Source organism: Stenotrophomonas sp. SBJS02 (genome assembly GCF_020428325.2).
Lineage (GTDB): Bacteria > Pseudomonadota > Gammaproteobacteria > Xanthomonadales > Xanthomonadaceae > Stenotrophomonas > Stenotrophomonas africana.
On sequence record NZ_CP109812.1, the window covers coordinates 1,924,612 to 1,937,925 of the forward strand.

The 13,314-nt window shown below is 67.4% G+C and carries 11 protein-coding genes and 1 pseudogene; 6 read left to right on the forward strand and 6 right to left on the reverse strand.

The features are described from left to right. Nucleotides 1-27: 27 nt before the first annotated feature. From FQS62_RS09185 to FQS62_RS09195, 3 genes and pseudogenes are all read right to left on the reverse strand, one after another. Nucleotides 28-2,097, reverse strand: a complete 2,070-nt coding sequence (locus tag FQS62_RS09185) for an EAL domain-containing response regulator (protein WP_099590060.1) — start codon at nt 2,095-2,097, stop codon at nt 28-30. Nucleotides 2,098-2,188: 91 nt separating this feature from the next. After that, nucleotides 2,189-3,372 (reverse strand): annotated as a pseudogene (locus FQS62_RS09190) (NAD(P)/FAD-dependent oxidoreductase). Further along, on the reverse strand, nt 3,369-3,917 hold the full coding sequence (locus tag FQS62_RS09195) for a YaeQ family protein (protein ID WP_049447615.1): 549 nt from the start codon (nt 3,915-3,917) through the stop codon (nt 3,369-3,371). The pseudogene FQS62_RS09190 and the gene FQS62_RS09195 overlap by 4 nt, the downstream one beginning before the upstream one ends. A gap of 124 nt (nt 3,918-4,041) precedes the next feature. On the opposite strand from FQS62_RS09195, the gene FQS62_RS09200 reads away from it, so the two are divergent. Further along, nucleotides 4,042-4,920: a pseudouridine synthase gene (locus tag FQS62_RS09200; RefSeq protein WP_208043615.1), complete on the forward strand. Its 879-nt coding sequence runs from the start codon at nt 4,042-4,044 to the stop codon at nt 4,918-4,920. A gap of 6 nt (nt 4,921-4,926) precedes the next feature. Here FQS62_RS09200 and FQS62_RS09205 read toward each other — a convergent pair whose 3' ends face one another. Next, nucleotides 4,927-5,415, reverse strand: a complete 489-nt coding sequence (locus FQS62_RS09205) for a YaiI/YqxD family protein (protein WP_010484520.1) — start codon at nt 5,413-5,415, stop codon at nt 4,927-4,929. A gap of 301 nt (nt 5,416-5,716) precedes the next feature. On the opposite strand from FQS62_RS09205, the gene FQS62_RS09210 reads away from it, so the two are divergent. The 4 genes from FQS62_RS09210 to FQS62_RS09225 all read left to right on the forward strand — a co-directional run bounded on the left by FQS62_RS09210 (nt 5,717) and on the right by FQS62_RS09225 (nt 9,534). Next, entirely contained in the window at nt 5,717-5,926 is a 210-nt protein-coding gene (locus FQS62_RS09210) for a cold-shock protein (RefSeq protein WP_004153307.1), read from the forward strand. Between the two features lie 185 nt (nt 5,927-6,111). After that, nucleotides 6,112-6,801 carry a glutathione S-transferase family protein gene (locus FQS62_RS09215; protein WP_208043616.1) on the forward strand — a complete coding sequence of 230 codons (690 nt, stop codon included), beginning with the start codon at nt 6,112-6,114 and terminating at the stop codon, nt 6,799-6,801. A 32-nt stretch (nt 6,802-6,833) separates the two neighbouring features. Beyond that, the gene (locus FQS62_RS09220; RefSeq protein WP_208043617.1) at nt 6,834-8,399 is read left to right on the forward strand and encodes a protein adenylyltransferase SelO; all 1,566 of its coding nucleotides are present in this window, start codon (nt 6,834-6,836) and stop codon (nt 8,397-8,399) included. Between the two features lie 598 nt (nt 8,400-8,997). Then, entirely contained in the window at nt 8,998-9,534 is a 537-nt protein-coding gene (locus FQS62_RS09225) for an adenine phosphoribosyltransferase (RefSeq protein ID WP_049447839.1), read from the forward strand. 174 nt (nt 9,535-9,708) lie between these two features. Here FQS62_RS09225 and dbpA read toward each other — a convergent pair whose 3' ends face one another. Then, nucleotides 9,709-11,085 (reverse strand): ATP-dependent RNA helicase DbpA, encoded by a 1,377-nt coding sequence (gene dbpA, locus FQS62_RS09230; RefSeq protein WP_208043729.1) that lies wholly within the window; start codon nt 11,083-11,085, stop codon nt 9,709-9,711. Between the two features lie 85 nt (nt 11,086-11,170). Then, on the reverse strand, nt 11,171-12,250 hold the full coding sequence (locus FQS62_RS09235) for a YeiH family protein (protein WP_208043728.1): 1,080 nt from the start codon (nt 12,248-12,250) through the stop codon (nt 11,171-11,173). Nucleotides 12,251-12,353: 103 nt separating this feature from the next. Here FQS62_RS09235 and FQS62_RS09240 point away from each other — a divergent pair, with 103 nt between their 5' ends. Further along, entirely contained in the window at nt 12,354-13,229 is an 876-nt protein-coding gene (locus FQS62_RS09240) for a LysR family transcriptional regulator (protein ID WP_154348899.1), read from the forward strand. Nucleotides 13,230-13,314 lie beyond the last annotated feature (85 nt).

A 13,314-nucleotide genomic window follows, 5' to 3' on the forward strand; every position in this document is an offset into this window, starting at 1 on the left:
AGCATGGCTCGGCTCTGCAGGTAGGGGTCACCCGAACTCGAAGCCCATTTCCGGCAGCGCGGGGCCAACGAAGTCGCCCTGCACGTAGTCCACGCCGGCACTGAACAGCAGGGTCATCGAATTGGCGTCGCTGACGAACTCGGCGATGGTGCGGATGCCGGCTCCCTGCGCGCGCGCGGTGATCTGGCTGATGCGGTCGATGTTCTCGCGGGTGGCCGCCAGATCGCTGGTGAAGCCGCGGTCCAGCTTCAGGAACTGCGGCTGGAAGTGGGCCAGGAGCTGGAACGAGTCCAGCCCCGAACCGAACTGCTCCAGGCCGATGCGGCAGCCCAGGGGCGCCACTTCGGCCAGGAACTGCTGCGCACTGCGCAGGTGGGTGAACACTTTCGCTTCCGGCGCATGCAGCCACAGGCGTTCGCCGGGCACGCCTTGTGCCTGCAGCTCGCGTCGCAGGGTGGCGATCATCTGCGGGTCGTCGAACGATTCCGGCGTCACCTTCACCAGCATCTGCGTGGCATGGCCTTCGCGTGCACGTTGGCCCAGCACTGCGATGGCCTGTGACACCACCCAGCGGTTGATGTCGGCCAGCAGGCCGTGTTCCTCTGCGATGCCGAGGAACGCAGTCGGGCTCAGCAGCTCGCCGTTGTGCTCAAGGCGCAGGTAGGCCTCATACAGCTCCAGCGACTCGCCCTGCAGGTTCAGCACCGGCTGGTAGTGCAGCTGGAAGCCATCACCGGCCAGCGCTTCACGGATACGGGCGACCCAGCGCAGCACGCGCTCTTCCTCCACGCGGTCGGCGGCGGCCGGGTCGAAGATGCGGCAGGTGTTGCCCAGTTCGGCGGCGGCCTGCGTGCATTCGCTGGCGCGTGCCAGCACCTGGCCAATGCTGGCGATCTTCTCGCCCACCTGCACGCCACCGATGCTGACCGTTACCGTGGCCGAACGCGCGCCGATGCTGAAGACGTGTGCGGCGTAGGCTTCGCGGATGCGCTCGGCCAGCGCCACGGTCTGCGCGTAGGGCCCGGCCTGCAGCACGGCAAAATTGTGTTCGCCGAAGCGGGCCAGCTGCGCGTCCTCGCCAACCACCTCGGCCAGCAGGCCGGCCAGGGCGCCGATCAGGGTGTCGGCCGACGCCAGGCCGATGTCCGGCAGCAGGCGCGCGTAGTGGTCCGGCTCGATCAGCAGCAGGCCGAACTGGCCCTCGCTGCGCCCGGCCTGCGCCACCGCGCTCTCCAGCTGCAGCATGAAGGTCGGGCGGTTGAGCAGGCCGGTGACCTGGTCGCGCTGGCGCAGGTCCTCGACCTCGCGCGCCAGCTCCGGATCGAACTCCATGCGGCGGCGGAGCACCACCTGCAGGCAGGATTCGCCCTCGTAGGTGGCGGCGGTGAATTCCATCGTCGCCGGGAACGCGCTGCCATCCTCGTGACGGGCATCAAGCTGGTACTGCGGCGGCGGCGCCTCGCCACGGCTGAGGCCCTTCAGCAGCTGCTTGAAGCCTTCCACGTGCTGCGCGGCGACCATGTCCAGCAGCGAGATGCCTTCGATATCGTCGAAATGCTCGTAACCAAACATTTCCAGATAGGCATCGTTGGCGCGGATGTGCATGCCTTCATGCACGTAGGCGATGGGGTCGCGCGAGGAGGCGATCAGGGCATCGCAGCGGCGCTCGGTCTCGCGCATCTGCGCCTCGATGCGGCGCAGGCCACGACGTGCCTGCAGGTCCACCCACTGGTCACGGACCACAGCGAGCAGGTGCTCGGAACGCTGGCGCAGGGCGAGGGCACGGATGCCGTGGCTGCTGGCCTGCACCAGTTCGTCTTCGTCGATGCGCTCGGCCAGCAGTACCAGCGGAATGTCCTTGCCGCTGGCAGCAATATGCTGGGCCACCAGTGGCAGCGGAATGCCCTGGGAGGGCGAAGCCAGCACCAGGTCGATGGCCTGGCCGGCCAGCACCTGGGCCAGCTCGGCTGCATCCTGCGGGCGCCACGGGCGTACCGCGATGCCGCTGTTGCGCAGGGTGCTGACGATGGCCTCGGCATTTTCGCCGCTGTCATCGACGATCAGCAGGCGGATGGTGATGTCGTTCGCGTTCTGCATGCACTGCTCCCCAATCTGCAAATCTAGATACACGATGCGCGCCGAACCGTCCATGCGCGCACCCCTTGCACGCATCGAACGGCGATGTGGTTCACACCACGCCACCGGCCGCGTGGCCGCTGGCCCAGGCCCACTGGAAGTTGTAGCCGCCCAGCCAGCCGGTCACATCCAGCACCTCGCCAACGAAATGCAGGCCGGGCACACGCTTGGATTCCATCGTCGAAGACGAGACCTCGGCGGTGTCCACGCCGCCCAGGGTGACCTCAGCGGTACGGTAGCCTTCGGTGCCGCTGGCCACCAGCGGGAACGCGCCCAGCAGCTGCGCGGCCTGGCGCAGCACCGGCTCGTCCAGCTGCCGGACGGGCCGGTCGGCAGCCAGTGTTCGCACAGCCGCTGTGCCAGCCGCTTCGGCAGTACCTCGCCCAGCACCGTGCGCAGCTCGGCGGCGGGTCGTTCGCGCTTCATCTGGCGCAGCCACTCGCCGGCATCCTGGCCGGGCAGCAGGTCCAGCTCCAGCGCGTCGCCAGGTTGCCAGAACGAGGAGATCTGCAGGATCGCCGGGCCACTCACGCCGCGATGGGTCAGCAGCATGAAGTTCTGGAAGCTCTTTCCGTTGCAGCGCGCCTCGATGGGGAGAGCGACGCCGCTGAGATCGGCCAGCCGTTCCTGGTGCTTGCCGCTGAGCGTCAGTGGCACCAGGCCTGCGCGGGTCGGGAGCACCTGGTGGCCGAACTGTCGGGCCACTTCATAACCGAAGCCGGTAGCACCCATGCTGGGAATGGACAGGCCGCCGGTGGCAACCACCAGCGAGGCGCAATGGAACAGGCCATGGGGGGTGTGCACACGGAAGCCATCGCTGCCGTGCTCGATGCGCTGCACGCTGCAGTCGGTACGGACCTGCACGCCTGCCGCCTGGCATTCATCCACCAGCATCTTCACGATCTGCTTGGACGAGACATCACAGAACAGCTGGCCCAGCTCTTTTTCGTGATACGCGATGCCGTGCTTGTGCACCAGCTCGATGAAGTGCCAGGGCGTGTAGCGCGCCAGCGCCGACTTGCAGAAGTGCGGGTTGGCCGACAGGAAGTTGGCCGGGGTGGTGCCGGTGTTGGTGAAGTTGCAACGGCCACCGCCGGACATCAGGATCTTCTTGCCGACCTTGTTGGCATGGTCGATCACCTGCACCTGGCGGCCGCGCTGGCCAGCCGTGATCGCGGTCATCAGCCCGGCCGCGCCGGCGCCGATGACCACCACATCGCAACGGATCGTGCTCATGCCTTGGCGCGCTTGCGCCAGTTCGGGATCACGTCGAGCTGGATCTGGTCGTTGAGCAGCTGCACTTCACCGTCCTGGATCAACACGCTCCAACGCATGGCGCGCTGGATCTGCTGGCCCCACAGTTCGACGAAGGCACCGTCGAGGTCGACCACCGAAAGGTTGTCGAAGCGCGCCAGGCCCTTGCTCTGCTTGCTCCACCAGATGTCCGAGGCGTTGCCGCCGTAGTTGATCACCTGCACCTGGCGGCTGCGGTTGCTGGCTTTGCGGATGCGCGATTCGTCCGGATGGCCCAGGTCGATCCACTGCAGGATGTCGCCGGTGTAGTCGTGTTCCCACAGATCCGGCTCGTCATCGGTGCTCAGGCCGCGGCCGAATTCGAGGCGATCGCTGGCATTGAGGGCGAAGGCGAGCAGGCGCACCATCAGGCGATCGTCGGTCTCGGACGGGTGCTGGGCCAGGGTCAGGTTGTGGGTCACGTAGTAGCCGCGATCCATGTCGCTGATCTGCAGTTCGGCCTTGCGGATGGTGGCGGTGAGAGCCATGGGGGGTCCGTGGACTAAAGACGACAATGATAGAGGTTTGCTCCAGGGGTGTCCGTTGCCGGTCTGTCTGCGCAGCGTCAACGGTGGCACTCTTGCGCTCTTTCCCGTGGCCGGAGTGGACGCCATGACCTTGCCCAGCCGCCTGCAGCTGCCGCCCGGCCACTGGCCCAGCCTGCTCGATGGCCTGTGCGCGCGTTTCCCGCGCATCGACCGCGCGCAATGGCAGGATCGTTTCGCCCGAGGCCGTGTGCAGGATGCGCGGGGCAGGGCACTGGCGCCGGACTTGCCTTGGCAGGTTGGGCTGGAAATCCAGTACTTCCGCGAAGTGGCCGACGAGCCTGTGATTCCCTTCGCCGAGACCATCCTGCATCTGGATGCGCACCTGCTGGTGGCCGAAAAGCCGCACTTCCTGCCGGTGACGCCGGCCGGTGGCTATGTACGCGAAACCCTGCTGGCGCGCCTGGTCGCACGTACCGGAAACACCGAACTGGCGCCGTTGCACCGCTTGGACCGGCTGACCGCCGGCCTGGTGCTGTTCTCGACCCAGGCAGCCACGCGTGATGCCTATCAGCGGCTGTTCCGCGAGCGGCGCATCGAGAAGACCTATGAGGCGCTGGCACCGGCGCTGCCCGGGCTGGAGTTTCCGCTGCAGCGCGACAGCCGCCTGGTGTCGGGGGAGCCGTTCTTTCGCATGGCCGAAGTGCCGGGCGAGCCCAATGCGCGCAGTCGGATCGAGCTGATCGAGGCCGAAGGGCCGGTCTGGCGCTACCGGCTGCGGCCGGAAACCGGCCGCAAGCACCAGCTGCGCGTGCATATGGCGATGTTGGGCGCACCCATCGAGGGCGATGACCTGTATCCGCAGCTGAGGCCGCGCCGGGATGACACGTTCGAGTCGCCCCTGCAGCTGCTGGCGCAGGGGCTGGCCTTCGATGACCCATTGAGCGGGGAGCCACGGCGGTTCAGCAGCCAGCGGCGCCTGTGCCTGCCCGGCCAGAGCGGGTAGGGCCGTTCAGCGAACCGGGCGTCGGGCCAGCCAGCGATCCAGCTCGGCGGCGAACAGCTGCCGGTCGCGCGGGCCCAGCGGCGGAGGGCCCCCGGTCTGCACTCCGGCGCCGCGCAGCTCTTCCATGAAATTGCGCATCGACAGCCGCTCGGCCATGTTGTTCGGGGTGTACAGCTGGCCGCGCGGGTTCAGCGCCACGGCCTTCTTCTCCAGCACCAGCGCGGCCAGCGGAATGTCCTGGGTGACGACCAGGTCTCCGGCGGCGACCCGTTCGACGATGGCGCTGTCGGCCACGTCCAGGCCCTGGGGCACCTGGATCGAGCGCAGCCAGCGTGAGGGCGGGGTCCGGATCCACTGGTTGGCGACCAGGGTCAGCTCGATGCCAACGCGTTCAGCGGCACGGAACAGGATGTCGCGAATGACGGTGGGGCAGGCGTCCGCGTCCACCCAGATGCGGGGGAGGGCGGGTTCAGCTTGGGTTTCAGCTTCAGTCATTTACCCAGTGTAGGGTAGGAAAATCCTGAATGGGGACTCGGGGTTAGCCTCGATCGGCTGCCAGCCCTTGTCACGTCTAGCGGGCGGGGCCAGCCCATGAACGTCCGGGCTATCGCTTTTTGCAGAAAACACGCGTATCGTTCGTCCCACTGTGTTTGCTAGGGTCACCGTGAATCGTGGCCTGGTGCAGTTGATCTCACGATCCGCTCATCGATCCGCTTTACCAACGCCTGCAACTCAGTCTCGGCCCCGATACCCGGTGGCTGCGATTTTTTCAACATGTGTTTCAGGAGTTAGTCAAATGTCTGATCGTCAGACCGGCACCGTCAAGTGGTTCAACGACGCCAAGGGCTTCGGCTTCATCACCCCGGAAAGCGGCCCGGACCTGTTTGTGCACTTCCGTGCCATCCAGGGCACCGGCTTCAAGACCCTGCAGGAAGGCCAGAAGGTTACCTTCATCGCCGTCCAGGGTCAGAAGGGTATGCAGGCTGACCAGGTGCAGGCGGTCTAATCCGTCTGCTACCTTTTGGTAGCCAGAACGCCGGAAGCGAAAGCTTCCGGCGTTTTTTTATTGCCCGCTGCTTTGTAGAGTCGAGCTTGCTCGACTGTCTCTGGAAATCAGTCGAGCAAGCTCGACTCTACAAGCGGCATGCACTCTGCGCGGTAGGATGAAATTCCTCCCCAAGGATCATCCCCATGCGCATCGTCCATCACCTGGAAAACTCCCGTTCCCTGCGCGTGCTGTGGATGCTGGAGGAGCTGGGGCTGGACTACGAACTGCGCCGTTATCCGCGTGATCCGAAGACGCTGCTGGCGCCGCCGGAACTGCGCAACGTGCATCCGCTGGGCAAGTCGCCGGTACTGCAGGATGGCGAACTGGTACTGGCCGAGTCCGGCGCGATCCTCGACTACCTCGCGGACCGCTACGACACGCAGCGCCAGCTGTCGCCGTCGCCGATGCCGGCCGATGGTGCCGAGCGCATCGCCTACCGCTATTGGCTGCACTACGCCGAAGGCTCGGCGATGCCGCCGCTGCTGCTGACCCTGGTGATGGGCCGCATCCGCAACGCGTCGATGCCGTTCTTCGCGCGCCCGATCGCGCGCAGCATCGCCGACAAGGCCGAACGTGGCTTCATCGGCCCACAGCGGCGCCTGCACCTGGACTGGATGGAGCGCCGCCTTGCCGAAAGCCCATGGTTCGCCGGCGAGCGCTTCAGTGCGGCCGACATCCAGATGAGCTTCCCGATCCAGGCTGCCGCCGCGCGCGGCGGTGGCCTCGACGACAAGCCGGCACTGCGTGGCTTCCTCAAGCGTATCGGCGAGCGCCCGGCCTACCAGCGTGCCGAGGCCCACGGCGGCCACCTGCAGGCGCTCAGCGGCAATTGAGGAGGGCGGCCGTCGCCCCCATCTTCAGCACCATGGATACCGACAGCCCCCGTTTCGACAACCGCCTGCTGCAGACCCTGCCGGGCGACCCCGAATCCGGCCCGCGCCGGCGCGAAGTGCTGGGCGCGGCCTGGTCGCCGGTGATGCCGACCCCGGTGACGGCGCCCACGCTGCTGGCCTGGGCACCGGACGTCGCCGCGATGCTTGGTTTCGATACCGCTGAGGTCGAGAGCGAAGGCTTCGCGCAGGTGTTTGGCGGCAATGCACTGTACGCCGGCATGCAGCCATGGGCCGCCAACTACGGCGGCCATCAGTTTGGCCATTGGGCCGGCCAGCTCGGCGATGGCCGTGCGATCTCGCTGGGTGAACTGGTCGCGCCGGATGGCCGCCACTGGGAGCTGCAGCTGAAGGGTGCTGGCCCGACGCCATACTCGCGCGGCGCCGATGGGCGCGCCGTGCTGCGCTCATCCATCCGCGAATTCCTCTGCAGCGAGGCCATGCACCACCTGGGCGTGCCGACCACGCGCGCATTGTCGCTGGTGGGTACCGGCGACGACGTGGTGCGCGACATGTTCTACGACGGCCATCCGCGTGCAGAGCCCGGCGCCATCGTATGCCGGGTGTCGCCGTCGTTCCTGCGCTTTGGTTCCTTCGAACTGCCGGCGTCGCGCGGGGAAACCGCCCTGCTGCAGCAGCTGGTCGATGCCTGCATCGCGCGTGATTTCCCTGGACTGCAAGGGCAGGGCGAGGCGCTGTACGGCGACTGGTTCGCGCAGATCGCGGTGCGCACCGCCGAGATGATCGCGCACTGGATGCGCGTCGGCTTCGTGCATGGCGTGATGAATACCGACAACCTGTCCGTGCTCGGCCTCACGCTCGACTACGGTCCCTACGGCTGGGTCGAGGATTTCGATCCGGACTGGACACCGAACACCACCGACGCGCAGGGCCGCCGCTACCGCTTCGGTACCCAGCCGCAGGTCGCGTACTGGAACCTGAGCCGGTTGGCGCAGGCACTATCGCCGCTGTTTGCCGATGTCGCACCGCTGCAGGCCGGTCTGGCGGCTTACCAGTCCACCTTCGTGGCCTGCACGCGCCGCGACGCCGCAGCCAAGCTCGGCCTGGCCGCAGCCGACGATGACGACCTGCAGCTCTACCTGCGCTGGCAGCAGCTGATGCAGGACGGTGCCATGGACATGACCTTGGCCTGGCGCGCGCTGATGCGGATCGATCCGGTGGCGCCCGATGCGGGCGTTCTGGACGCGGTGTACTACGACGAGGCGCGCCAGCAGGCGGTGCAGGCACCGTTGCAGCAGTGGCTGCAGGACTACGCGGTGCGCCTGCGCAGCGATCCGCTGTCGGCCAGCGAACGCCTGGCGAAGATGGCAGCGGCCAACCCGCTGTACGTGCTGCGCAACTGGCTGGCACAGGAGGCGATCGACCGCGCCGAACAGGGCGACCTCGGCGGTATTCATGCGTTGCAGGACGTACTGCGCGATCCATACACCGAGCGTGCCGGCCTGGAACACTTCGCCGGCAAGCGCCCGGCGTGGGCGGACAATCGCGCCGGCTGCTCGATGCTGTCCTGCAGTTCCTGAGGGTGGGTTTCGGCAGGGCTGCGCCCTGCACCCGCAGAGGCCACCGCAACAGCCAGAGCAAAAGCTGGATTCCGTGGTTTGGCGGGGCGGTGTCGGAGTGCGGGGACGCCGCAAGTACGTCCGTGTAGGCTTGGCAGCCGCATCCATGCGGCTGACACCCCGCACTCCGACACCGCCCCACCTCCGACAGATTCCCGCTGCTGTGGGTAGATGTCGACCTTGGTCGACACGGTAGATCCACGCCATGCGTGGATGCTCTTCGTTCAATTCTCGAAATATTCGATTTCGATTGAGATTCATCCACACATGGCGTGGATTCGCGACAGATCGCAGAAATCTGTCGAAGGCGGGGTGGGGCCGGTGGCGGGAGTGTCCGCGGCATGGATGCCGCGGCCAAGCCCCCAAGGACGGGTTTACGGCGTCTCCCGCCACCGGACCCACCCCGCCATCCCACAGGAATCCTGCTGTTGCCGTTGCTCTTGCTGTTGCCTTGGCTTGAAGCCTCTGCAGGTGCCGGGCGCAGCCCGGCCGATACCCCCAACAGGCAGGCGGCGCCCGGAACAGGTACCCTATGCCGCCGTCAGATAGCCAATGTGACATGACCGACGCCATCGTCGCTCCGCAGTGGGCCTCCCGCCTGCGCGACATCGCCGACTTCCCCAAGCCCGGCATCCTCTTCAAGGACATCATGCCGCTGCTCGCCCACAGCGAGGACTTCCGCGGTGCCATCACCGCGATGGCCGACCGCTGGCGCGACCAGAAGCTGGACGCGGTGATCGGTATCGAATCGCGTGGCTTCATCCTTGGCGCCGCGATGGCGCTGGAACTGGGCGTCGGCTTCGTGCCGGTGCGCAAGCCGGGCAAGCTGCCGGGCCAGGTGCTGCGCGAGGAATACACGCTGGAATACCGCAGCGACTGCATCGAAGTGCACGCCGATGCGCTGCCGGCCGGTGCCCGCGTGGCAATCATCGACGACGTGCTGGCCACTGGCGGCACGCTGGTCGCTGCGCTGTCGCTGGTGCGCCGCCTGGGTGTTGAAGTGGTCGGCGCCGGCGTGCTGGTCGAACTGGACGGCCTCGGTGGTCGCGCCCGCTGGGAATCGGATCTGCCGCTGCACACCGAACTGGTGTTCTGATCGAAGGGCAGGTGCCAACCAAGGTTGGCATCTACCAGAGCGAATGGCCGGGAGCCGGTAGTTGCCAACCTTGGTTGGCAGCACTTTTCGCGACGGGTGCCATGGACGGGCCAACCAAGGTTGGCCGCTACCAGGCCAGATCGTTGCCAACCGGGGTTGGCAACGCTGCTTCAATCACATCATCCGCACTCGGAAACGGCGGCCCTTGATCTTGCCGGCTTCCAGCTTGGCCACGGCCTTGCTGGCCTGCTCGCGCGCGATCGCCACATAGGAGCGGGTCGGGAAGATCGCGATCTTGCCGATGAACTTGCTCGACAGGCCGGCATCACCGGTCAGCGCACCGAGGATATCGCCCGGGCGCAGCTTGTCGGTCTTGCCGCCGTCGATCCGCAGGGTGCGCATCGCGGCCTGCGGCAATTCGGCCGGGCGCGCGGTTGCCAGCGGCGTCTTCTGCCAGTCCAGCGGCTGCCCCATCTGCGCTTCGATGGCTTCGGCACGGGTCTTCTCGCGACCGGCCACCAGGCTGATCGCCAGGCCGCTGGCACCGGCCCGGCCGGTGCGGCCCACGCGGTGCTGGTAGCTCTCCACGTCGGTCGGCAGCTCGTAGTTGATCACCGCCGCCAGCTCTTCCACGTCCAGGCCGCGTGCGGCCACGTCGCTGGCCACCAGCACGTTGCAGCTGCGGTTGGCCAGCAGCAACAGCACTTCCTCGCGGTCGCGCTGTTCCATCTCGCCATGCAGAGCCAGTGCGGAGAAGCCGAACTGCTGCAGCGAGTTGGCAACTTCGTCCACGTCCTTGCGGGTGTTGCAGAACACCACCGCCGATTCCGGGGTGTACTTCAGCAGCAGGCCGGCCAGCGCCTTCTGGCGATGCGCCGGTTCCACCTCGCAGAACAGGTGGCGGATCGCCGGTGCCTGGTCGGCGCCTTCCACGGTCACTTCCACCGCGTCGCGCAGCAGATCGCGCGCCATGGCGCGGATGCTGTCGGGGAAAGTGGCCGAGAACAGCAGGCTCTGGCGGTCCTTGTGGGTGCGGCCGGCGATCTCGCGGATCGGCTCTTCGAAGCCCATGTCGAGCATGCGGTCGGCCTCGTCCAGCACCAGCGTGCGCACCGCACTCAGATTCAGCGCGCGCTTGCGTGCCAGCTCCTGCACACGGCCGGGCGTGCCGACCACCACGTGCGGGTCATGGCCCTCCAGCGACGCCAACTGCGGGCCCAGCGGCACGCCGCCAACCAGCAGCAACAGTTTCAGGTTGGGGATGCCGGTGGCCAGCTTGCGGATCTGCTTGCCGACCTGGTCGGCCAGTTCGCGGGTCGGGCACAGCACGAGCGCCTGCACGCGGATCAGGCTGGGGTCGATGGCCTGCAGCAGGCCCAGGCCGAAGGCGGCGGTCTTGCCACTGCCGGTCGGCGCCTGTGCGATCACGTCGCGGCCATCCAAGATAGCCGGCAGGCTCTGCGCCTGCACGGGGGTGAGGGTGGTGTACCCGAGGGCATCCAGGCCGGGCTGCAGGGCCGGGCTCAGCGGCAGGGTCGAGAAGTCAGTCATGGCGCATTGTACCCGTCCGCGCGGCGGCTCCCTGCTCTGGGGTCCTCATCCATGTGGGTGCCGACCCTGGTCGGCACGCTCTTGATCAGCCCAGCATTGCCAGCACACCCTGGTGGATCGCCAGGCCACCGAACAACAGCCAGGCGAACAGGATCAGTGCCAGCAGCAGCGGCTTCAGGCCCGCCTGGCGCAGCGCCGAGACGTGGGTGGTCAGTCCCAGCGCGGCCATCGCCATCGCCAGCAGCACGGTATCCAGCTGCACCAGCCCGGCCTGGAGGCCAGCCGGCAGCAGGTGCAGCGAGTTGAAACCGGCCACCGCCACGAAACCGAACGCGAACCACGGCACCACGATGCGCGCCTTGCTGCCCTCGGCGCTGGCCTTGCCGCCACGGGCCAGCCACAGCGACAGCGCGATCAGGAACGGCGCCAGCAGCATCACCCGCACCATCTTGGTGATCACCGCTGTGTCGGCCGCTGCTTCGTTGACCGCGCGGCCTGCCGCCACCACCTGTGCCACTTCATGCACCGTCGCACCGGTGAAAAGACCGTACTGCCGCGCGTCCATCGCCAGCCAGCCGTGCGACTGCACCAAGGCATACAGCGCCGGGTACAGGAACATCGCCAGCGTGCCGAAGACCACCACCGTAGAGACCGCGACGGTGACCTGCGCAGCGCGGCCGCGCACCACCGGCTCGGCGGCCATCACCGCCGCCGCGCCGCAGATCGCGCTGCCGGCACCGATCAGCATGGCCGCCTCGCGCTCCATCTTGAACACGCGCACGCCCAGCCAGCAGGCCAGGCCGAAGGTGCTGGCAACCACCAGCACGTCCATCAGCACGCCAGTGACGCCGACATGGCCGATGTCCTGGAAGGTCAGGCGCAGACCGTACAGCACGATGCCGGCGCGCAGCAGCCAGTGCTTGGAGAAGCCCACGCCGGCCGCGCTGCCCGGTGCCAGCCGCGGGTAAAGGGTGTTGCCGACCACGATGCCGGCGACGATGGCCACGGTCAGTGCGCTCAAGCCATGCGCCTGCAGCCAGGGAAGCTCGGCCAGGTACAGCGATGCCGCCGCGATCAGGCCCACCAGCAGAAGGCCGGGCAGACGCGGTTGCCAGCGTTGGCGCAGGGCAGGCAGGGTCCAGGAGGAGAGAGCGGGGGCGTTCATGGCAAGGGCAGGGCTGGAAGGATGGGGGCAAGCGTGCGCCTGCCTGACCGACCTGTAAAACGAATAATATGGGTGAAACCTACCTATCTAGAAGGTAATAAGCATGCGACTGACGTTGCGACAGCTTCAGGTATTCGTCGCCATTGCCGACCACGGCAGCACCACCGCCGCCGGACAGGCCATTGCGCTCTCGCAGTCGGCCAGCAGCGCCGCGCTGCACGAACTGGAGGCGCACTTCGGCACCCCGCTGTTCGACCGCATCGGCCGCCGCTTGGCGCTCAACGGGCACGGCCGCGCACTGCTGGAGCCGGCGCGCACCCTGCTGGTCAACGCCGCCGATCTGGAGCGGCAGCTGGCCGCCGGCGGCGACCCGTCGCAGGGCGCGCCGCTGCGGCTGGTGCTGGCCGCCAGTACCACCATCGGCAATTACCTGCTGCCGCCACGCATCGCCGAACTGCTGCGCCAGGCACCACAGGCCGAGGTCGACCTGCGCATCGACAACAGTGCCGGCGTGGTCGCCGCCGTGCAGCGCCTGGATGTGGACGCCGGCCTGATCGAAGGCCCGTGCCACGAGCGTGGCCTGCAGGTCACCGCTTGGCAGCAGGATCCGCTGGTGATCGTGGCTGCCGCCGACACCCCCGCGCGCTGGACGCTGGAAGAACTGCGCCGCGCGCGCTGGCTGCTGCGCGAACCGGGCTCCGGCACCCGCGAAGCCGTGGAACAGGCGCTGCTGCCGCACCTGCGTGGCTTCGCCCAGACCCTGCAGCTGGGCAATACCGAAGCAATCAAGCAGGCCGCCATCGCCGGCCTCGGCCTGGCCTGCCTCTCGCGCCACGCGCTGGAAGAGCCCTTGGCCCTGGGCCGCCTGCGCGTGCTCGAGACCCCGCTGCCCGCCCTGCAACGCACCCTGTGGCTGGTACGCCACCCGGGCAAGCAATGGTTGCCGGGGTTGCAGGTGTTGCTGGGGGAGGTGGAGTAAGTCATCAGACCCCTAGTCGATTCCATCCATCGACAGTCCCTGCAGCGCTCATCCACGCATGGCGTGGATCTATCGTGTCGACCAA

Bases quoted from the DNA above. Each gene is read 5' to 3' on its own strand.
- FQS62_RS09185 (WP_099590060.1), bottom strand. From the start codon at position 2,097: ATGCAGAACGCGAACGACATCACCATCCGCCTGCTGATCGTCGATGAC.
- FQS62_RS09195 (WP_049447615.1), bottom strand. From the start codon at position 3,917: ATGGCTCTCACCGCCACCATCCGCAAGGCCGAACTGCAGATCAGCGAC.
- FQS62_RS09200 (WP_208043615.1), top strand. From the start codon at position 4,042: ATGACCTTGCCCAGCCGCCTGCAGCTGCCGCCCGGCCACTGGCCCAGC.
- FQS62_RS09205 (WP_010484520.1), bottom strand. From the start codon at position 5,415: ATGACTGAAGCTGAAACCCAAGCTGAACCCGCCCTCCCCCGCATCTGG.
- FQS62_RS09210 (WP_004153307.1), top strand. From the start codon at position 5,717: ATGTCTGATCGTCAGACCGGCACCGTCAAGTGGTTCAACGACGCCAAG.
- FQS62_RS09215 (WP_208043616.1), top strand. From the start codon at position 6,112: ATGCGCATCGTCCATCACCTGGAAAACTCCCGTTCCCTGCGCGTGCTG.
- FQS62_RS09220 (WP_208043617.1), top strand. From the start codon at position 6,834: ATGGATACCGACAGCCCCCGTTTCGACAACCGCCTGCTGCAGACCCTG.
- FQS62_RS09225 (WP_049447839.1), top strand. From the start codon at position 8,998: ATGACCGACGCCATCGTCGCTCCGCAGTGGGCCTCCCGCCTGCGCGAC.
- dbpA (WP_208043729.1), bottom strand. From the start codon at position 11,085: ATGACTGACTTCTCGACCCTGCCGCTGAGCCCGGCCCTGCAGCCCGGC.
- FQS62_RS09235 (WP_208043728.1), bottom strand. From the start codon at position 12,250: ATGAACGCCCCCGCTCTCTCCTCCTGGACCCTGCCTGCCCTGCGCCAA.
- FQS62_RS09240 (WP_154348899.1), top strand. From the start codon at position 12,354: ATGCGACTGACGTTGCGACAGCTTCAGGTATTCGTCGCCATTGCCGAC.